This is a genomic window from Actinoplanes sp. NPDC048988 (assembly GCF_043197815.1).
GTDB lineage: Bacteria > Actinomycetota > Actinomycetes > Mycobacteriales > Micromonosporaceae > Actinoplanes.
Genome location: NZ_JBICTW010000025.1, coordinates 1 through 20,359, shown reverse-complemented (window position 1 = coordinate 20,359; position 20,359 = coordinate 1). Strand labels below are relative to the sequence as shown.

The window sequence follows — 20,359 nt, the reverse complement described above, 5'->3', positions numbered from 1 at the left end:
CGTTAGACTTGCTCTGTGCGGACCCCCGACCTGACCCCCGCCGAGGTGGTCACACTGGTCAACGACAACGGCACCCTCCCCTGTGAGCTGGACGGCCGCGCTCCTGCCCGGCCCGATCTGACCGCGCTGGCCGACGAGCTGCACCCCATCTTCGCCACCACCGACCCCACTGCCCGCGCCCGCCGGGTCACCGCACTTCTCCAGCTTTCCGGCGTACGTCCCGAGCTGGACGCCACCCTCACCGAATGCTGGACGGTCGACGACCCCACCCAGGCCCTGCGGGCGGCGGCCGCCCTGGCCCTGCGCCATCACTTGTCAGCCCACCCCGGCCGTCTGGGCGTCTGCGCCGACACCCAGTGCGCCGACGTCTACGTTGACGCCTCCCCCGCCGGCAAACGCCGCTTCTGCTGCCTGACCTGCCAGAACCGAGCCCGAGCGGCCGCCTTCAGGCGCCGCCACGCCGGCCCGTGAGGGTCCGGCGGGCCGGCGTGGCGGACGCGCCGGCGCTGGCGGAGTTCCAAGACATCGACTCGGCCGGCGTCACCGCCTTCGCTCATTGGATGACCAGCCACGCGGAATCCCACCTGCCGTACGTAGCCGACCTGGACGGCCGGACCGTAGGCGCCGCCTGGCTGCTGATAGCCGAACGCGTCCCCCGCGGTCACGTTTCGGCCCGCCGGCACGGCGACATCCAGTCGGTGATGGTCCGCGAACAATTCCGGGCCCGGGGCATAGGCTCCGCCCTGATCACCGCGCTCCTGGCCGAGGCCCGAGCCCGGCGGCTGACCCATGTGACCGTCCACTCCGGCCGCCGGGCCGTCGCTTTCTACCTTCGCCACGGCTTCACCCACCACAACCAGCTGCTTCTCTGGGAGCCGTCCTCCCCGGTCCCACCCGAGGGCGACAGCGAGCCCCCGGCCCGCGGCCCGAGCCGACCCGCGTAACCCCGCCGGCCCCCTGGTCCTCCAGAACGGACTATCCGACCGGTGCTACCGGGAGCCCAGCAGCGGGCCATCTCGGTCCCCGGCGTCGAGGGCAAGGTGGAGATCACCGGCGACGGCGAGCAGGCGACGGTACGCGTACAGCCCCGTCGACCGCCGCCGTCCCGCGGACTGTCGCCGGGCTGAGCGAGGCGGCCGACGTCCTTTCCGGTGGCGAAGCCGGCCGGAAGCGTCCGTCAGCGGATGCGGGCGTGTACGTGCATGTCGTGGCGGCCGTCCTCGTGGATGGCGCTGCTGCGCTGGGTGCCCTCCAGGACGTAGCCCGATTTCTCGGCGACGCGGCAGGAGGGCATGTTCAGCGTGGAATGCCCCAGCTCCAGGCGGTGGAAGCCCACGCCGAACGCCCATAACGTGAGGGCCGTGAGGGCTCGAGGGGCCACCGCCGCACCCCGGGCCTCGGGCCGGACCCAGTACGCGCAGCCCGCGTTGCCGTCGGCGAAGTTCCAGCCGCGCATGGCCAGGCGGCCCAGCACCCTGTCGTCGGGGCCGGTCACCGCCCAGTGGCCGCCGGTCTCCTGGCGCCAGTCCTGCTCATATCTGGTGAACCAGGCCAGGACGTCCGGGAGCGAGTCCGGCCGGTTGGTGTGCCAGCGCTTGATCGCCGGGTCCTGGTAGGCGCCGAGGAAGGCGGGCGCGTCGGCGGGCCGCCACGGGCGCAGGATCAGGTCGCCGTCGGCGGTCAGGGTCGGCTGGGGTTTCGCGCCGAGCGAGCCGGCGGCGATGGCCGGCGTGGTTGCGAGCATGCCCCATTCTGGAATGCCGCCCATCAGCGTAGGTAGGCCAGCTCCGGGAAGTTCGCCTGATATCCGGAGATGAGGCGGCGGGCGACGGGCACCGAGTCGATCAGCGGGTGGGAGGCCATCGCTCGTACGGCGACCGAACGGGAGCCCGAGGAAGCGGCCGACAGAACGGCTCGCTCGGTGGCCTTCAGCCGTTTCACCAATTCGACGCCGTGTGCCGGAATCGACGCCCCGGGCACGGGGCGCGCTCCCGAACCGTCGACCGCGCAGGGCACCTCCACCACCGCGTCGTCGTCCAGCAGCGGCAACGTCCCCTGGTTGCGCACGTTCAGAATGAGCGATGTCGGCGCGTCGTTCGCGATCGCCAGCATCAGGGCCAGCGCCACGTCCTCGTAACCGCCGCCTTCGGCGTCGTCGCGCTCGCCCAGCCCTTCCATTGCCATGTACGTCGCGTCGCGCTGCCGCCGCGCCGCGTTCCACGCGTCCAGCGGCGAGGGAAGGGACGTCAACATGGCATAGCATTCCCGCTGCTGCTTCAGCAGGTATTCGCCGCGCGTCTCCGGCGCCGCCAGTTCCGCTTTCACCAGCGCCGCGTGGTCGTAGTAATAGTGCAGGTACTCGTTGGGAATCGCCCCGAGCTCCCGAATCCGGGCCGCCCCGAAAAGCCGCCCCTCTTCGAAGGATTCGAGCGATGACGGTGACGCCAGCAGCCGCGGGAGCACGTCGTGCCCGTCATGCTCGACGCCGGTGAGCCATCCCAGGTGATTGAGTCCCGCGTACGTGACACGGGCCTCCGGAAGACCGAGCGCCCGCACCACTCGCCGCCCCAGGGCCGACGGTGAGTCGCAGATCCCGATGACCTTGTCACCGAGGTGGGCCGCCATCGCCTCGGTGACCAGCCCGGCCGGGTTCGTGAAGTTGATGACCCACGCGTCCGGCGCCACCAGCCTGATCCGCCGGGCGATGGCGTCGGCCACCGGAACGGTCCGCAGCCCGTACGAGATGCCGCCCGCCCCGACCGTCTCCTGCCCGAGCATGCCCTCGCCGAGCGCCACCCGCTCGTCGATGACCCGCCCTTCGAGCCCGTGCACCCGAATGGCGCTGAACACGAAGTCGGCCCCGGTCAGCGCCTCGGTCAGATCGGTCGTCGTCTCGATGGAGGGCGCGCCCGGAAAGGAGAGGGCCTGCGCGTGCAGCACCCGGGCGATGGCCGCCAGCCGGCCCGGGTCGACGTCGTGCAGCACCACGGAGCCGATCGGCGACGACGGCGACAGCAACGCCCCGTACACCAATGGGACCCGGAACCCGCCCCCGCCCAGAATGACCAAACGCTTAGTGGACATGCGCATCCGACAATCTCGCGATGGTGGCGCCCGCGCGGCGTACGGAACGTTGTTCGCCACCGGGAATGACGTCATCCAGAAAACCGTAAGAAGGAAGCGAGGACGACCGCCACCAGTCCGCGATGTCGCCCCATCCGGGCGCCGACAACGAGCCGCCGAAATGCTGCACCGACAGGGCCGCGATCAGGTTGGCGAAGGCGACGGTCTGGGGCAGCGGCCATTCGTTCAGCGTGCCCACGATCAGGCCCGCCGTGAACACGTCGCCCGCACCCGTCGGGTCGAGGGCCGGCACCGGCACCGCCGGCACGTGCACGGTCTCGCCGGTGCGCGAGTCGTGCGCGATCGCGCCGTCCCCGCCGCAGGTCACCACCACCAGCGGCGCCAGCCCGGACAGCCGGCGCAGCGCCTCGTCCGGAGTGGCGGCCCGGGTGTACTGCATCGCCTCGACCGCGTTCGGCACGAAGGCGTGGCAGTCCTCGAGGGTGTCCAGCGCCGAGGCCGGCCACGCGTCGCTCGGGTCCCAGCCGACGTCGGCGAAGACCAGCGTGCCGGCCTCGGCCGCCCGCCGCACCCAGCCGAGCCGGTCCTTGGTCAGGCTCACCGAGGCCGCCCGGGCCGCCGGGAGCTCGCCGACCAGCCCGTCCGCGTTGACCGGGAGCGGATGGCCGTGCGTGATCATGCTGCGGTCGCGGTCGTAGGCGAGCGACACCGTCACCGGCGAGTGCCCGTCGACGCGGCGCGACGCGGACAGGTCGATGTTCTCCTGCGAGCAGAGGATGCTCGCGCAGAAGTCGCCGTACGCGTCGTTGTTGAGCGTGGTGCCCAGCCCGGTGCGCAGTCCGAGCCGGGCGGCGGCCACCGCGAGGTTGGCGACGCCGCCCGGGCAGGAGCCCATCCCGGAGGCCCACACCTCGGTGCCGGGCTCGGGAAGCCCCTCGAGGCCGGTGAAGATGATGTCGAGATAGACGACGCCTGGGACGAACAGGTCCAGTGCCGGGGTCATCTGGAGATCCTATGTCGCGCCGCTGGTAGCGGGGCCGGGATGCGGCCCCGCTCACCTTTATCCGGCCCAGCTCGACTCGTCGGCGCCCAGGGAGACGGAAGCGCCGCCGACGATTTCCACCCGCCAGGGCAGCGGGGTGCCCTGGCGCGTCACGCGAATGCCATCATCCCCCGCGGAAACGTCGAAAACGGAAGAGCCGACCCGGATTGACGTACGCCCGGAGAACTCGAACAGACGCAACGTCACACCGTCCGCGTAGTCGTAGTCGGGCCGGTCGACCACGGCGCCGACCGGGATCACCGCGCCCGGCCGCACCAGCAGCGGCACGCTGTCGAAGCCGTGCACCTCGTGCCGCCAGCCCGGCCCCTCGACCACCTCCCCGGTCTGCCACCGCGTCCAGCGGCCCGCGGGCACGTAGTAGCTGACCTCGCCGCCCTCGCTGAACACCGGCGCCACCAGGAGGTCCCCGCCGAGCAGGTACTGCCGGTCGAGGTGAGTGACCGCCGGGTCGTCCGGGAACCCGACGACCATCGGCCGCATCACCGGCAGGCCCTCCTCGTTCGCCTGGCGGGCGGCTTCCCAGAGGTACGGCATGAGGCTGTACTTCAAGTGCGTGAAGGACCGCAGCACCTCCACCGACTCGTCGTCGAACAGCCACGGCACCCGGTAGGAGTGGTTGCCGTGCAGCCGGCTGTGCGAGGACAGCAGCCCGAACGCGATCCACCGCTTGAACACCGCCGGGTCGGGCTTGCCCTCGAACCCGCCGATGTCGTGGCTCCAGAACCCGAAGCCCGAGCTCATCAGCGACAGCCCGCCGCGCAGGCTTTCGGCCATCGACTCGTACGTGGCCGAGTTGTCGCCGCCCCAGTGCACCGGGAACTGCTGGCCGCCCACGGTCGCCGAACGGGCGAACAGCACCGCCTCGCCCTCGCCCCGGTGCTCCTCGAGCACGTCGAAGACGACCTGGTTGTAGAGCTGCGTGTAGTAGTTGTGCATCCGCTCGGGATCGGAGCCGTCATGCCACACGACGTCGGTCGGGATGCGCTCGCCGAAGTCCGACTTGAAGGCGTCGACGCCCATCTCCGCGAGTGCTGACAGCTTGCCCGCGTACCAGGAACGGGCCTCGGGGTTGGTGAAATCGACCAGCGCCATGCCGGCCTGCCACCGGTCCCACTGCCAGACGTCGCCGTTCGTCTTCTTGACCAGATATCCGTTGGCCAGGCCCTCGGCGAACATCGAGGACCTTTGAGCGATGTACGGATTGATCCAGAGGCACGTACGCAGTCCGCGGTCGTGCAGCCTCTTCAGCATGCCCGGCGGATCCGGGAAGATCGCCGGGTCCCACTCGAAGTCGCACCAGTGGAACTCGCGCATCCAGAACGTGTCGAAGTGGAAGACGCTGAGCGGCAGATCCCGCTCCGCCATCCCGTCGACGAAGGACGTCACGGTCTCCTCGTCGTACGGCGTGGTGAACGACGTCGTCAGCCAGAGCCCGAACGACCAGGCCGGCGGCAGCGCGGCCCGCCCGGTCAGCGCCGTGTACTTGCGCAGCACCTCGGCCGGCGTCGGGCCGTAGACGACCAGGTAGGACAGGCTCTGCCCGGCCACGCTGAACTGCGTGCGGGAGACCATCTCGCTGGCCACCTCGAACGACACCTTGCCCGGGTGGTCGACCAGAACGCCGTACCCCCGGTTGGTGAAGTAGAACGGGACGTTCTTGTAGGCCAGCTCGCTGCTGGTGCCGCCGTCCTCGTTCCAGATGTCGACGCTCTGGCCGTTCTTGACGAACGGGCCGAACCGCTCGCCGAGCCCGTAGACCGCCTCGCCCACGCCGAGGTCGAGCTGCTCGTGGACGTAGCTCTCGCCGTCGGCGGTGTCGACCACGCCCATGCCGCGCCAGCCGGTCCCGGTGATCCGCCTGCCCTCGGCGAGGAAGTCGAGGCCCCAGCCGTCATCTTTGAACCGTGCGGTCAGCGCCCCCGAGGTGATCTCCCGATCGCCGACGGCAACCGGCTGATCCTGCTCATTTATCGCGAAATTTGGACCTTTGGGTACGCCGCCCAGGAAGTGACCGAGGGTCACCCGGATGACGTCCGGGGCCGGCGCCTCCAGCTTGATGGTGATCAGCGGCGTGTCCAGTGTGTCCGCGCGAGCGCGTACCGGCTTGGTCGTGGCGTACGCGGTCAGGCTGTTCTCGCCGGCCTGGGTGTCCCGCAGCTGGGACGGGTGCAGGACCGTCAGACCCGGGCGCTTGAGCCAGTACCCGTCGGTGAACTTCATAGGTGTCCCTTTACTTGATCGCGCCGGCGGTGATACCGCGAGTGAGCGTGCGCTGGAAGATCAGGAAGAAGAGCATGGCCGGCAGGATGCCGATCAGCGCCGAGGCGCTGGTCGTGGTCGCGTCCATCAGGCGGTCGCCCTGGAGAACGCCCAGGGCCACCGGCACGGTCTGCTTGTCGTTCGAGATCAGGAAGACCAGCGGCAGGAAGAACTCGTTCCACGTCCAGATGAAGAAGAAGGTGAACAGCACGCCCAGCGTGGGCATGCTGACCGGTACGACGATGCGCCACAGGGTCCGCCACCGGCCCGCGCCGTCGACCGCGGCCGCGTCCAGCAACTCGACCGGGAACTCGGTGTAGACCGAGGTCAGCAGGTACGTGCCGAAGGCGGCCTGGATGACCGTGAAGATGATGACGATCGAGATCAGGTTGTCGTAGATCCCGGCCTGTTTGGACAGGAAGTACAGCGGATAGACCAGCACCTCCTGCGGCAGCAGGTTCGCCACCAGGAAGAAGACCAGGAACCAGATGCGGCCCTTGACCCGGCCGATGCCCAGCGCGTACGCGTTGAGGATCGACAGGAGCACGCCGAGCACGGCCACCGTGAAGCTGGTGATGAAGCTGTTCCAGAGCTTGGTGCCGAAATCGACCCGGTTCCAGAAGTTGACGATGCCGTCCCAGTACAGGTGCGTGGGCAGCGACAGCGGGCCCCCGCCGGCGTAGTCGGCCGGGCTCTTGACCGCGTTCACGGCCACGACGAGCAGCGGGGCCACGACCAGCAGCAGCAGGATGAGCAGGCCGGTCAGAATCGCGAAGCGTACGGGGTTGCGGCGCTTGAGCGGCCTGTTGTCTTCCGGGGCCTCGTTCACGGCCGTCGATTTCACAGCGGTGGCGGTCATGGGTCAGCCTCCGTTCCGCTCGGCGCGGTTCTGCAGGCGCAGGAAGACGATCGCCAGCACGATGATGAGCACGGTCAGCACGGTCGAGATCGCCGATCCGTACCCGACCTGGGCCTTTTCGAAGAAGTTCTTGTACGCGAAGTACGAGGGCACGAGCGTCGCGTTGCTCGGCCCGCCCCGGGTCAGCACGAACACCTGGCCGAAGATCTTCAGCGCGGCGATCGTGGTGGTGACCAGCACGACGTAGAACTCGGGCCGGATCATGTAGACGGTGATCTTGCGGAACCGCTGCCACCAGGTGGCCCCGTCGAGGTCGGCCGCCTCGTACAGCTCGGGGTTGATCCGCTGCAGGCCGGACATGAACATGACGATCGGGTAGCCGAGCTGGAACCAGATCATCACGCCCATCACGCTGTACAGCGCGTACTTCGGGTCGCCCAGCCAGTTCTTGGCCAGCCCGCCGAGCCCGACCGATTCCAGGATCTTGTTCAGGGCGCCGTACGAGGGGTGCAGGATCCAGCCCCAGACGATGCCGGTGACCGCCACCGGCAGCACCTGCGGCAGGTAGAAGCCCGACCGGAAGAAGCTGGCCCAGCGGTTGCTGAAGTGCTTGGCGATGTAGTCGAACAGCAGCGCCGCCAGCACCAGGCCGAGGAACGTCGGAATCACCGCCATCGCGATGATCAGCAGGATGATGTGGCCGAACGAGGCCCAGAAGTTCGCGTCCTGGAACAGCCGGGTGTAGTTGTCGAATCCGATCCAGGTCGGGCTGCCCACACCGGTCCACCGGGTGAAGCTGGTGTAGACGGTCATCACGAGCGGCACCACGATGATCGCCACGGACAGCACCACGCCCGGGATCAGGTAGACCGCGTAGCCGCCCCGGCTGACCTTGCTGCTGCCGGCCATGGACGCTCCCTTCTCGTTGGTGGGGGCGGCGCGCGCCGCCCCCACTGCCTTACTTTCCGAGGTCGGCCAGGTTCTCGTTGTACGGCTTGGCGATCTCGTCGAGCATCTGCTGCGGGGTCTTGGAGCCGTTGATCAAGCCCTGGACGCCGCCGACGAGCACGTCGTAGTAGCCGGGGGCCGGCCAGTCCGGGTAGAAGGCGAGACCGTCCTCCGACGAGATCTTGTTGAAGTTCTCGATCAGTTCCTTGTTCTTCGGATCGGTGATCGCCGACGGGTCGGCCGCCACGGGCACGCCGCCGTTGTTGCCGAGCAGCGCCTGGATCTCCGGCTTCATGGTGATGTCGATGAAGTCGTACGCCAGCGCCTTGGCCTTGCTCTTCTCCGGCACGACCCAGAGGTTGCCGCTGGAGCCCGGGTGGAGCTTGTTACCGGGGAACAGGAACGTGCCCCAGTCGAAGTTCTTGATCTCGTTGACGAACCGGCCGTACCACCAGCTGCCCGAGATCATGATCGGGAACTTGCCCTGGGTGAAGGCGACGCCCATGTCCTCGGCCTTGATGCCGGCCGAGTTCTTGGCGATGTAACCCTTCTTGACCCAGTCGGCGAACGTCTCGGCGCCGTACTTGAGCTGCGGCCCGTTGAAGTCGACCTTGTTCTTGTAGAGCTGGTAGTCGTCGATGAAGGCGCGGTCCGACTTGGCGAGCGCGAGCTCGTAGAAGATCTGCTGGGCCGGGTATTCGGCACCGCCGACCGACAGCGGCGTGACGCCCTTGGCCACGAACGCGTCCATCACCTTGGTGAACTCGTCGAGCGTGGTCGGCACCTGCAAATTGTTCTTCTTGAACAGGTCCTTGTTGTAGTAGACCTCGACGTACTCACCGTAGTTGGGGATGCCGTACGTCTTGCCCGAGCCCATGATGCCCTGCTCGTCGTACTTGGCGGTGGTCTGCAGGCTGCCGGTGAGCGCCTTGTCCCAGCCGCGCTTGGAAGCCTGCTCGGACAGGTCGGTCAGCAGGCCCTGCTTGGACAGCAGACCGGCGGTGGCGTTGCCCTTGTTGTATTCCATGATGTCCGGGGCGGAGTCCGAGTTGAGGATCATCTGGGCGTTCTGCTGGATCTGCTCGAAGCCCTTCTCCTCGAACTTCACCTCGACGCCGGGGTGCGAGGACTTGAACTCCTCGATCGCCTTGTTCCAGGCGATGCCCATGGCGCTGGTCGGGCCCTCGTAGTGCCACAGGGTCAGGGTCTTGGCGTCGGCCCCTTCGTCCTCCGATCCACCACCACCGCCACAGGCGGTGAGGGCGAGCGAAGTGGCCAGCAACAGTGCACCGGCCGAGAGGCCGGCTCGCGATCGAATCATGGATCGTCCTCCGGGAGGGATTCGTCGAAGCGCTTCGACGATGGCCCGTCGAAGCGCTTCGACGACGGGACTTTCCGGTGACGCTAGGCCCGGTCGCGCAGAGATGTCAACGGTGTGACGAAGAGATTTCCTGGACCGTGATCGAGAGACACCCGTCACGGAGGGAATCGCTCCCACCACAACCTTTGCCCGCAACGACCGGAGCCGGCGCCCCCACCCCGGCTCCGGTCACATCGATGCAGATCAGCGAGTTACCACCGGAAATTCGCGTCGAACTCCGCCACGACGGCCGCCGGCTCATCGAAGACCGTCACATCACCCTCGAGCGTCAGCTTGCCCGCCGCCACGAGCTGCCCGGCCACGCGCGGTGGCAGAACCGCGCCGATCAGCGCCGCTTCGGGCCGGCGTGCGCATCGGCCATCGGCGCCCGGCGAACTTCACCTTCTCCGGGGGAAGTCATCCCCGTCCGCAACCGCGAGCCTGACGGGCATGACCTACTCGACATCCGCCGCCACGCCGGCCACGGTGGTGTCCGGGCGCCGCCGCCCGGCGTGGGCGGTCATCCTGATCACGGGCCTGATCCTGTGGCTGGCCACTGTCGCCGTCACCTTCGCCACGGCCAACGCGAACCTCGTGCCGACCCTGGTGCTGCTCGGCAGCTTCCTCGTCCCGGTCACCTTCGTGGCCTGGGCGTACGGCCACCGGGACGAGGTCATCACGGTCGAGGCGCTGTTCCGCCTGTTCGTCGTGGGCGGCATCCTGGGCGTGCTCGGTGCGTCGGTCCTCGAGACGTACCTGTTGCATCCCTCGGTGTGGATGTTCGTGGGCGTCGGCCTGATCGAGGAGGGCGTCAAGCTGGCCGCGCTGTGGCTGCTCACCCGCCACCTGGTCGGCAAGTCGATCCGCAGCGGCGTCGTGCTCGGCGCCACCGTCGGCTTCGGTTTCGCCGCCTTCGAATCCGCCGGGTACGCCCTCAACGCGCTCATCACCGTCGACGGGCTCTCGCTGCGCGCGCTGGTCGAGACCGAGATCCTGCGCGGCCTGCTGGCGCCGTTCGGGCACGGGCTGTGGACCGCGATCCTCGGTGGCCTGCTGTTCGCCACCGCCGCCAAGACCAGGCACTTCCGGCTGACCGGCGGCCTGATCCTCGGCTATCTCGGCGTCGCCCTGCTGCACGCGCTGTGGGACTCGATGCACGGCATCGCCGTCTACCTGACCTGGGTGATCACCAGCACCTCGGGCCAGCAGGCGCTGTTCGAGCGGGGCTGGATCCCGCAGCCGACCGACCAGCAGGCCCACCTGTTCACGCTCTTCTCGATCGGCGGCACGGTCCTCATCACGCTGATCGCCCTCTACTGGCTGCGCCGGGTGTGGCGGTCCGGCCGGCACACCGCCTGAGGTCGGCGTGCGTTTCTCCCGCGCCGACCCGCTGGCCGGCGCGACGGTCTGGGCCGTCGATCGCCGGCGTCTCGCCGGCGGCCGGCCTGTACGCGGCCCGCGGCCGCCCTGATCCTGTACGCGGTCTTCGGCAGCTCCCGGCACCTCGTGGCCGGCCCGATGTCGACCACCGCGCCCCTGTCCGCCGGCGTGGTGGCACCGCTGGCCAAGGACGGCAACTACGCGGCGCTGACCGCCGGCGTGGCGGTCGCCGTGGGCGTCATCGGAAACGAGCGGCATAGCCCTGGCCACGAGCTCGCCGTGGACCTCGCGCGCGGCGGCGTCGAGCTGCGCCTCGCCGGGGACATCGGCCAGTGCGCGCTATCGAGGCGGCGAACAGCTCTCCCGCTCCACCAAGGTAGGCGGCAGCAGGCGTACCGGCTCGATGCCGCGGCCGTCGAGCAACCGCATGGCCGTCTCGACGGCCAGCCCGCCCACGTCGTGGGCGGGGATGTCGACCGACGTCAACGGCAGCGGCATGTTGATCGCCACGTCGCGCGGGCAGATCGCCACGATCGAGATGTCGTCCGGCACCCTTTTGCCGCGAGCCCGCAGCAGGTCGAGCAGGGGGCGCAGGGATTCCTCGTTGTGCACCACCAGGGCCGTCGCGCCGGGCAGCTGCGCGTCGATGTCGTCCAGGCACGCCCGTACGCCCTCGACGTCGGGCTCGCACGGGTGGGCGAGCGTCCGCAGCCCCAGCGATTCCGAGGCCTCGGTGAAGCCGGTCAGGAACCGTTCCGCGTACGTCGTGCCTCGCCGGTAGACCGCCGGCGACGGGCCGACCAGCGCGATTTTGCGGTGGCCGTGCCAGGCCAGGTGGCGCAGGGCCTCGCCGGCCGCGGCCGCGAAGTCGAGGTCGACGCAGGCGATGCCGAGCGGGTCGTTCGGAAGCCCTATCAACACCGACGGCTGCTTGAGCCGGCGCAGCGCGGGCAGCCGCACGTCCTCACGTTCGATGTCCATGAGGATGAGCGCGTCGACCATCGTGCTGTTGGCGACCCGTTCGAGGCCGGCCGTGCCCTCGTCCTTGGTCAGCAGCAGCACGTCGTGGTTGTGGGTGCGCGACGCGGTCACCACCGCCGTCGCGAACTGCATGATGACCGGCACGTTGACGTCGAGCCGCAGTGGCGCCACCAGCGCCAGCACGTTCGTCTTGCTGCTGGCCAGGGCCCGCGCCCCGGCGTGCGGGTGGAAGCCGAGCTCGGCGATGGCCGCCTGGACCCGTTCGCGCGTCTGCGCGGAGATCGGACGCCGGCCGCTCAGCACGTACGACACCGTGCTCGGCGAGACACCGGCGGCACGCGCCACATCATTGATCGTCGGCATCAACCCTCCCTGATCGCCGATCCTACTTCTTGAAAGGGTCCCGCCCGCCGGCTGACCAAGCCGACGGGCGGGCTCCCCTCTCACCGAATAAAGAATTGGGACAAACGGACCCCTTCGCTGAGTACGAGATAAACGTCGTGCCGCCCGTTGACCCGCGCCACCGGAACGGTCGTCGTCGAATAGCTGTAGACGTCGCCGGCCGCCGAGACGGTGGCGGTGCCGAGCAGCTTTCCGGTGGGCGATCCGAGCCGCGCCTCGACCGTGCCGCGGCCCGACGTGCGGACGGTCAGGGAATCGGCGTCGCGCAGGTTCGCGTCCTTGTACGCCGCCCACTGGCCGGCCGCAGTCGCGCCGATCACGGTGCCGGCCACCTTGCTCTCGTCGAGCAGCCGGATCCCTGCGTACGCGTCAAATGTCTCGGCCCTGGTGACCCGTGAGAGATCGCGGGCGGGAATGGTCTCGCCCTTCACCTTCAGCGTCGCCCGCTGCCGAATGTCGCTGGATGAGGCGCCGACGAGAATGTCGTAGTCGGACGACTCGACGACCCAGCGGCCACGCGTCTGATCCCATCGAGCCAGGTCATTCTTTTTCAGCGGCAGGGTCACGGTCCGGGTTTCCCCGGCTTTCAGATGTACGCGGTCGAACGCGCGCAACTGCTTGACGGCTGCTTTGTCCCGCGAGGTGCGCTGGTGTGTGTACAACTGCACGACCTCGTCGCCGTCACGGCGGCCGGTATTGGTGATTCTCACTCTCACTTCGTCGCCACTGATCTCCGGCTTTCCGTACGTGAAGGACGTGTACGAAAGGCCGTACCCGAACGGGTAGAGCGGCTTCTGCTCACTGTAGAGATAGGTCTGCCCGGTCGAGATGATGTCGTACTGGTCGAGGTCGGCCGGCAGCTGGTCCGCCGACGCCGGCCACGTCTGGGTGAGGCGGCCGGCCGGGTTGCGGAGGCCGTAGAGCACGTCGGCGATCGCGTGCCCGGTCTCGGCGCCGGCGTGGGTGGTCCAGACGATCGCCGGCACGTTCCGCTGCAGCCAGTTGATCGTCTCCGGGTAGCTGGTCTGCACCACCACGACCGTACGTGGATTGGCCTTGACCACGGCCTTGACCAGCGCTTCCTGCCCGGCGCCGAGCGCCAGCGAGGTCCGGTCGTGCGCCTCCCGGCCGTTGATGAACGGGTTGCTGCCGACGACCAGCACAGCCGTGTCGGCGCTCCTGGCCGCCGCGACCGCCTCGTCGACGCCGCTGCGCAGCACCTCACGCGTGAAGTGGGCCGCGCCGGCCGCGTCGGGTGAACCCAGCGTCAGCTTCCCGTCGGCACCCACGGTGAGGTACTTGTTCGGGCCGAACCAGCTTTCCAGCGTCTCGTAGCCGGCGTAGCGCAGCGCGAAGGTGCCGTCGGCCTGTTTTTCCAGCTTGAACTGCTGCTGCACGAACCAGCCGTTGGGCTGGTCGTCGCGGGTGGTGAACACCCCGTTGGTGTTGCCGAGGTACTTGCCGTTGGCCACGTTGCGCAGGGTGAGGATGTCCTGCCCCCAGTCGACCACGTCGAACTGCGCCTCGGCCGTCGCGCTCGGGGCGGTGACGGTGACCGCGTCCGGGCCGCCGGCCAGGTAGCGGTCGCCGAGCTTGAGCGCGATCCGGTCGGAGCCGGTGCTGCTCACCGTCTCCCGGGCCTGTTCCCGGATGCCGTCGACGGCCGTCACCTCGTACGGCAATTTCCCGCCGTACCAATCCGTGTACAGCGTGCCGGCGAGCGGGCCGATGACAGCGGTCCTGTCCTTCTTCAACGGCAGAAGGCCGTTGTTCTTGAGAAGCACCATCGCGTCGCCGGCGGTTTCCCGCGCCAATTTCCGATGGGCCGGGCTGTCGATCACCTCGGCGCCGATCGCGGCGTAGCGGCCGCCGCCCGGATCGAATTCGCCGAGCCGGAACCGGATGCTCAGCGCGTGCCCGACCGCCCTGTCCACGTCTTTCCCGGTGAGCAGGCCCTGCGCGAGCGCCTGCTTGACGGCGGTCACCGTCGGCACGGCATTGGTGTCGTCGACGGTGAAGCTGTCCAGCCCCGCCTTGATCACGGCGGCGTCGGCCTCGGCCTGGGTCCCGTAGTACTTCTGCGACTGGACCAGGCCGTTCGGCGCCCACGCGTCGCTGACGTTGAACAGCGGATAGTCGGCCCACCGGCGCAGCAGCGTCGCCTGGTCGGGGTCGACGGTCGCCGGGCGCCCGTTGATCAGGTTGTACGAGGCCATGACGCCGGTCGCGGCGTTCGCGGTCAGCGCGGGTTTGAAAGCCTGCCGGTCGTACTCGTTCAGTACGCGCTGCGGCACGTTCGACGAGGTCGTGTCGCGCAGCGTCTCCTTGTTGTACGCCAGGTAGTGCTTCAGCGTCGGGGCGGTCTTCAGGTGGGCCGGGTCAGGACCTTGGAGACCTTTCCCGTACGCCGTGGAGATGGCCCCGGTGAGCAGCGGATCCTCCGAGTAGCCCTCCTCGTTGCGCCCCCACCGGGGGTCGCGCAGCAGGTTGACCACCGGGGCCCACAGGTTGAGCCCGAACACGCGCGGATTCTCGGCGTGGAATCCCCGCGCCTCGTCACCGACGGCCGCGCCGACCCGCGTGATCAGATCCGGATCCCACGTGCTGGCCAAACCGACGGCCTGCGGAAAGGCGGTGCCGTCGGCGGTCACCACGGCGCCGTTGTTGTCGATGTCGGTCGACCAGGCGACCCCGTGCAGCGCCTCGGTCCCGGTCTTGAAGAAGTCGAGTCCGAGCCGCGGAACGGCCGGCTGATATTGGTGAAGAAGGGAAACTTTCTCATCGAGCGTGAGCCGCCCGACAAGGTCGTCGACCCGCGCCGGCAACGGCAGCCGCGGATCACGGAACGGGTAGGACGGTCCCGCGTGCGCAACTCCAGGAACCGCCGGCGCGACCAGCATCGCCGCGGCCAGGACGGTCAGGAAACGCCTTCGCATGGGCATTTCTCCTCATCGAAGGAGGGCATTCTCAGGAACGACGGGACAACCCACTCAGCCCTAGTGGCCCCCATCGTCGAAGCGCTTCGATTGTCGGCGGTATCGCCCACCCTAGATGCCACCGAAACCCATGTCCACACCCCACCCGAAATCTCCCAGTAACATCGATTCCCGCCGCTCCCTCCCCTGCCGTTCCCACTCCCGCCGCCCCTTCCCACGCCGCCCCCTTCGCGCCACTCCCCTTCCCACGCCGCCCCCTTCGCGCCACTCCCCCTCCCGCACGGCCCTCTTCCCGCGTGCCCCTCCCGCGCGGGCCGTCCGACCCCTCGTTCGGGCGCTGCCACCCCCTCGCCACACCGCGCTTTTCCGGTAGCGGTCCGTGACGAGGGGGACTTAGGCTCGATCCCAGACGGCATGACGGGAGGCGCCCGGATGACGACGACGAGCGAGCCCGCACGGCTGATCCGCGGGTACGGCTGGTGGACCCTGCTCCTGATGACCCTGCTGGCGGCCCTCGCCTGGGGCCTGGCCCTGCTCGAGCCGGCCCGCTACCGCGCCGAGGCCACGCTCGTCGCCGAACCCCGCGTGCGCGCCGCCATCACGCCCGTACCCGCCGACCCGGCCACGGAGAGCGAGATCGCCCGTTCGGCCGCCGTCCTCCGCCCCGCGGCCACGTCCCTCGGCATCTCCCAGCAAACGTTGGCCGACGGCCTTCACGTCACGCCCGCTTCCGCCGGCACGACCTTCACCATTGCGTACGAGGCCTCGACCGCCCCCACCGCCCGCACCCGAGCCCAGGCCGTCGCCACCCAGTACGCCGCCTACCGCAACGCCTCCACCGCCCAGACCGGAATCTCCGCCTCGCTGATCACCCCCGCCGCCTCCGCGACCCGGGTGACCTGGCTTCCGCGCTGGCTCTACCCGGCAATCGGCGCCGCCGCCGGCCTTCTGCTCGGCGCCCTCGTGGCGTGGCTCCGCTCCCGCGACCGGGTACGCGGCCGCGTCCACTTCGAACACCTCACCGGCCTCCCGGTCCTGGCCACCATCCCTCGCGCCCGCCGCTCGCGCGGACCGGGCGCCCCGCTGCCCGTACTGCTGCGCTCCCCCGCCTCGGCCGACGCCGAGGCCTACCGTTACCTCCGCGCCCGCCTGGAAGCCTGCCTCGAGGGACCCGCCACCGTCCTGATCACCAGCGCCCACGAGGGCGAGGGCCGCAGCACCACCGCCGCCAACCTGGCGATCGCCCTGGCCCAGTCCGGCCGCCGGGTAGTGCTGATCGACACCGACGTGCGAGGCCCGGTCCTGCACCAGATGTTCGCCCTCTCCCGGGACCGGGGCCTGACCGGAATCCTCACCGGCGACATCTCCGGCGCCTCAGCCTTACGCGACGGCCCCGTACCGAACCTGCGCCTGATGGCCGCCGGCCCCGACCAGCCCGACGCCCCCGACCTGCTGGCCGCCTCATTCGGCGAAATGCTCCGCGAACTGAAGTCCAACTGCGACGTCATAGTTCTCGACTCGGCCCCCACCCTGCACGTCGCCGACGCGGTCGCCTTGGCCGCCGTCAGCGACCTGGTCCTCCTGGTAGCCGACTTCACCCGCCTGACCCGCTCCACCGCCCACCGCGCCGCCGCCGAACTGACCCCGGCCACAGCCGCCCCCGTAGCCGCAGTCCTGATAGCCCTCCCCGAAAACCAAGGCGGCCTGATCCCCCACACCCGAGCCGGCCGAGCACCAGCCCCACCCCGCGAGACCCCAGCCGCGCCCACACCCCCCGAAGGCCCTCTCACTCGACCCGACCCAGCCACCGTGCCCACAGCACGCATAGGAGGCGGCCCAGCCTCCCCCGCGCGCCCTACCGCCACCAGACCCACAGCACCCAACGGACACGAGCCCATCTCCGCCGGACGTCCCACCGCCACCAAACCCACAGCACGCATCGGAGACGAGTCCATCCCCACCAGACCCACAGCACCCGTCGGAAGCGACACCGTCTCCGCCGGACGTCCCACCGCCGCCGGACCTCCAGCACCCATCTCCGCCCGACGCCCCACCGCTGCCGGACCTCCAGCACCCCTCTCCGCCCGACGCACCACCGCTGCCGGACCTCCAGCACCCATCTCCGCCCGACGCACCACCGCTGCCGGACCTCCAGCACCCATCTCCGCCGGACGCACCACCGCTGCCGGACCTCCAGCACCCATCTCTGCCGGACGCACCACCGCTGCCGGACCTCCAGCACCCATCGGGGGCGGCTCCGTCTCCGATGGACGCCCTACCGGCGCCGACGCGGCTGGCGGAGCCGGCGCCGACGACCGCGCCGAGCCCTCTCGGACGGGCGGTTCCGCCATCCTGCCGCCGGCCCTCGGGCTGGCCGCCCGGGCTCGCCCTTCCGGAGAGGCCGCGCCTGCGCCCAACGCCGGCGGCTCGCCCGCTTCCCGCCCCGCCACTGCCACGGGCCCTGCTTTCAAACGCCATGCCCCGCACCACGAACCGGGCTCGGGACCTACGGTTCCCAACGTTTCCGCCGGCGGCCCTTTCCAACCAGCGACCTCGGAGGCTGCGCCAAACCCGCCCAGCTCTCCGACACCAACCCGGCCCACCTCCGCACCGCCGGTCGTCCACGGCCCACCCGCAGCAACCGCCAAGGCCGGAATCCCTCAGCCCCGCGTCTACACCTCGGCCGCAGCCTCCGAAGGCGAACCCGGACCGAGCCCCGACCAAGACCAGGGCGAAACCAGCGATCCCCACAGCTGACAGTCCCTCCACAGCTGACAGCCCCTCCACAGGTGGCGACGCGTTCCGCACCCGACAGCCCGCCCCGTACCCGACAGCCAGCCCCGCACCCGACAGCCCGTCCCGCGCTCCGCAGCTGAGGACGCGCCAAGCGATGGCCGTCGAAGTGCGCGAGCGGCAGAGTGCGGTGCCAACAGCAGAGCGCGGCGCGCCACCAGGCGCAGAGTGCGGTGCCAACAGCAGAATGCGGCGCCCATCAGCCACAGAGCGCAGCGCCAACAGCAGAGCGCGGCGCGCCACCAGGCAGCAAGTGCGGTCCAAACGGCAGAGCACGGCGCCCACCAGGCGCAGAGTGCGGTGCCACAGCAGAATGCGGCGCCCACCAGCCACAGAGCGCAGCGCCAACGGCAGAGCACGGCGCGCCAGCTCGGCGCTGCGGGAAGCCGGGGCCGGGTACGGCCTCTGCCCGGCCCGGTCGAGTCTGGGTCGCCGACATTTCACATTCGATGGGGGGGTGGGTGGTGGTCGGCGGGCGGTTCAGGTTAGGTTAGCCATACCTTAAGCCGGGACCGGGTGGGACCGCGCGCGTCTGAGGAGGGCCCTGTGACCCAGACTGTTGAGCAGGCTGTGGCCGTACTGCCGTGGCGTTTCTTTGCCGTTGATGTGCGCAAGGTTGAACGCTTGAGCCCGAACTTCGTGCGGATCACCTTCACCGGCGGGGATCTCCACAAGTTCGCCGACAACGGGTACGACCAGCGCATCAAGCTTCTGACCGCGCTGCCCGAAGTCGGCTTCACGCACCTGCCGACCGGCGCCGACTGGTACACGGAGTGGCGCGACCTGCCCGCCGAGCACCGCAATCCGATCCGCACCTACACGATCCGCGCGGTGCGTGCCCACCTCAACGAGGTGGACGTCGACATGGTCCTGCACGGCAGCACCGGCCCCGCGTCGAAGTTCGCCGCCGAAGCCCAGCCCGGCGACACCGCCTACCTGATGGGCCCGAACGCCGACTTCGAGGGCATCCACGGCGGCATCGACTTCCACCCGCCGGCCCACACCGACTGCCTGCTCCTGGGCGGCGACGAAACCGCCGTACCGGCCATCGCCTCCATCCTGGCCAAACTCCCCGCCGACGCCCGCGGCGAAGCGCTCCTGGAAGTCCCCGAAGACGGCGACCAGCTCACCGACGTGGTGGCCCCGCCGAACGTCCGGGTGACATGGCTCCCTCGCAACGGCGCCCCCCAGGGCGACAAGCTGATCCCCGCCGTACGCCAGGCAACCCGCCGCATGCTCGGCGACGTAGCCGGCACGCCGGTACCGGACCTCGAAGACGTCGACGTGGACCACGACATCCTGTGGGAGGTCCCCGAGCCGTTGACCGACGCCAGCCGCTTCTACGCGTGGCTGGCGGGGGAGGCCGCGGCCATCAAAACGATCCGCCGCCATCTGGTTTCCGAGTGCGGGGTGGATCGTCGGTCCGTCGCCTTCATGGGGTATTGGCGTCAAGGTAAGGCTGAGGACAACTAGCTTTTCGCTGCCCTGAGCCCGGGGCTCGGGGGCGGGTTGCTTTCTTGCGCTCGGACGGTTTGGGGCAGAGGGTAACCACTCGGGCTGACTGGGGAGCGTTTTATGCCTCGAGTGGTCACCCTCTGCCCCAAACCTTGCCGGGCATTTGGTTACCCGGCGGAAGGCATGGCGGGTCCGAAGAACAACTCGCGCCGGTTGCTTTGGATGACGGGCCGTAGGTTTGGGTGCAACGCGAGCTGCGCGCTTCGCTTGCGCTGAGCGGCTCCTGGCTGCTGGGTGGCATGGTCGATAAGAACCCAGAAACCGGACACCGAAAGACCCGCGTGGGTACGGGCTGACGCTTGGCCAAGGCTTAAACCGGCCTGCGCGTGCAGTGAGTATGCGGTGCCCCGAGCCGACTTCTGGGTTCTTATCGACCATGCCACCCCACGATCACAAGCCGCCCCGCCCACACCGGCCCGCCGGGCCTTGCCCACCCACCCAAGCCTACGGCCCGCCGGCGTCACGTCTGCCCGGTGTTGTTCTTCGGACCGTGACCCTTATTGCCTGGGGTGACCGGATACCCGGCAAGGTCGGGGGAAGAGGGTGACCACTCGAGGCATAAAACGCTTCCCAGTCAGCCCGAGTGGTTACCCTCTTCCCCCGACCGTCCGAGCGTAAGAAAACCCACCGCCCCCAACCCGCCACGGCCTCACGCTTGAGAAAAGGGGCGGAAATGACAGTAGACCCACCCCGAAGGGTGGGCCTACTGTTTCACGTTGAGTCCGGCGGCGTCCTACTCTCCCACACCCTCCCGAGTGCAGTACCATCGGCGCTGGAGG

The 20,359-nt window shown here is 69.4% G+C and carries 15 protein-coding genes; 6 read left to right on the top strand and 9 right to left on the bottom strand.

Features of this window, described 5'->3' with window-relative positions; genetic code table 11:
* Nucleotides 1-15: 15 nt before the first annotated feature.
* From ACGFJ7_RS43420 to ACGFJ7_RS43410, 3 genes are read left to right on the top strand one after another with little or no spacing between them, the layout of a single operon-like run.
* Nucleotides 16-471: a CGNR zinc finger domain-containing protein gene (locus ACGFJ7_RS43420; RefSeq protein ID WP_360254065.1), complete on the top strand. Its 456-nt coding sequence runs from the start codon at nt 16-18 to the stop codon at nt 469-471.
* Between the two features lie 17 nt (nt 472-488).
* Nucleotides 489-944 (top strand): GNAT family N-acetyltransferase, encoded by a 456-nt coding sequence (locus tag ACGFJ7_RS43415; RefSeq protein ID WP_360254063.1) that lies wholly within the window; start codon nt 489-491, stop codon nt 942-944.
* Nucleotides 945-986: 42 nt separating this feature from the next.
* Entirely contained in the window at nt 987-1,127 is a 141-nt protein-coding gene (locus ACGFJ7_RS43410; protein WP_392648048.1) for a hypothetical protein, read from the top strand.
* A gap of 50 nt (nt 1,128-1,177) precedes the next feature.
* Here the strand turns inward: ACGFJ7_RS43410 and ACGFJ7_RS43405 are convergent, their stop codons facing one another.
* Genes ACGFJ7_RS43405 through ACGFJ7_RS43375 form a run of 7 tightly spaced genes read right to left on the bottom strand, consistent with a single transcriptional unit; the run spans nt 1,178 to nt 9,534 of the window.
* Nucleotides 1,178-1,744 (bottom strand): GNAT family N-acetyltransferase, encoded by a 567-nt coding sequence (locus ACGFJ7_RS43405; RefSeq protein WP_392648045.1) that lies wholly within the window; start codon nt 1,742-1,744, stop codon nt 1,178-1,180.
* A gap of 23 nt (nt 1,745-1,767) precedes the next feature.
* Entirely contained in the window at nt 1,768-3,084 is a 1,317-nt protein-coding gene (locus ACGFJ7_RS43400) for a 6-phospho-beta-glucosidase (RefSeq protein WP_392648043.1), read from the bottom strand.
* On the bottom strand, nt 3,074-4,087 hold the full coding sequence (locus tag ACGFJ7_RS43395) for a PfkB family carbohydrate kinase (RefSeq protein WP_360254057.1): 1,014 nt from the start codon (nt 4,085-4,087) through the stop codon (nt 3,074-3,076). Before ACGFJ7_RS43395 ends, ACGFJ7_RS43400 begins: the two co-directional genes overlap by 11 nt.
* A 57-nt stretch (nt 4,088-4,144) precedes the next feature.
* Nucleotides 4,145-6,367: an alpha-xylosidase gene (gene yicI, locus ACGFJ7_RS43390; RefSeq protein ID WP_360254055.1), complete on the bottom strand. Its 2,223-nt coding sequence runs from the start codon at nt 6,365-6,367 to the stop codon at nt 4,145-4,147.
* A 10-nt stretch (nt 6,368-6,377) separates the two neighbouring features.
* Nucleotides 6,378-7,265, bottom strand: coding sequence for a carbohydrate ABC transporter permease (locus ACGFJ7_RS43385; protein WP_360254053.1), 888 nt, complete (start codon nt 7,263-7,265; stop codon nt 6,378-6,380).
* Nucleotides 7,266-7,268: 3 nt separating this feature from the next.
* Nucleotides 7,269-8,174 carry a sugar ABC transporter permease gene (locus ACGFJ7_RS43380; protein WP_360254051.1) on the bottom strand — a complete coding sequence of 302 codons (906 nt, stop codon included), beginning with the start codon at nt 8,172-8,174 and terminating at the stop codon, nt 7,269-7,271.
* A 49-nt stretch (nt 8,175-8,223) separates the two neighbouring features.
* Nucleotides 8,224-9,534 carry an extracellular solute-binding protein gene (locus tag ACGFJ7_RS43375; RefSeq protein WP_360254049.1) on the bottom strand — a complete coding sequence of 437 codons (1,311 nt, stop codon included), beginning with the start codon at nt 9,532-9,534 and terminating at the stop codon, nt 8,224-8,226.
* A 489-nt stretch (nt 9,535-10,023) separates the two neighbouring features.
* On the opposite strand from ACGFJ7_RS43375, the gene ACGFJ7_RS43370 reads away from it, so the two are divergent.
* Entirely contained in the window at nt 10,024-10,932 is a 909-nt protein-coding gene (locus tag ACGFJ7_RS43370; RefSeq protein ID WP_392648038.1) for a PrsW family intramembrane metalloprotease, read from the top strand.
* Between the two features lie 360 nt (nt 10,933-11,292).
* Here ACGFJ7_RS43370 and ACGFJ7_RS43365 read toward each other — a convergent pair whose 3' ends face one another.
* The gene (locus ACGFJ7_RS43365) at nt 11,293-12,297 is read right to left on the bottom strand and encodes a LacI family DNA-binding transcriptional regulator (RefSeq protein WP_360254043.1); all 1,005 of its coding nucleotides are present in this window, start codon (nt 12,295-12,297) and stop codon (nt 11,293-11,295) included.
* A gap of 80 nt (nt 12,298-12,377) precedes the next feature.
* Complete coding sequence (locus tag ACGFJ7_RS43360) at nt 12,378-15,272, bottom strand: glycoside hydrolase family 3 C-terminal domain-containing protein (protein ID WP_392648036.1); 2,895 nt, start codon at nt 15,270-15,272, stop codon at nt 12,378-12,380.
* Between the two features lie 432 nt (nt 15,273-15,704).
* Between ACGFJ7_RS43360 and ACGFJ7_RS43355 the strand changes: the two genes are divergently transcribed.
* The gene (locus tag ACGFJ7_RS43355; RefSeq protein ID WP_392648034.1) at nt 15,705-18,029 is read left to right on the top strand and encodes a polysaccharide biosynthesis tyrosine autokinase; all 2,325 of its coding nucleotides are present in this window, start codon (nt 15,705-15,707) and stop codon (nt 18,027-18,029) included.
* A gap of 582 nt (nt 18,030-18,611) precedes the next feature.
* On the top strand, nt 18,612-19,538 hold the full coding sequence (locus ACGFJ7_RS43350) for a siderophore-interacting protein (RefSeq protein WP_360254037.1): 927 nt from the start codon (nt 18,612-18,614) through the stop codon (nt 19,536-19,538).
* Nucleotides 19,539-20,359 lie beyond the last annotated feature (821 nt).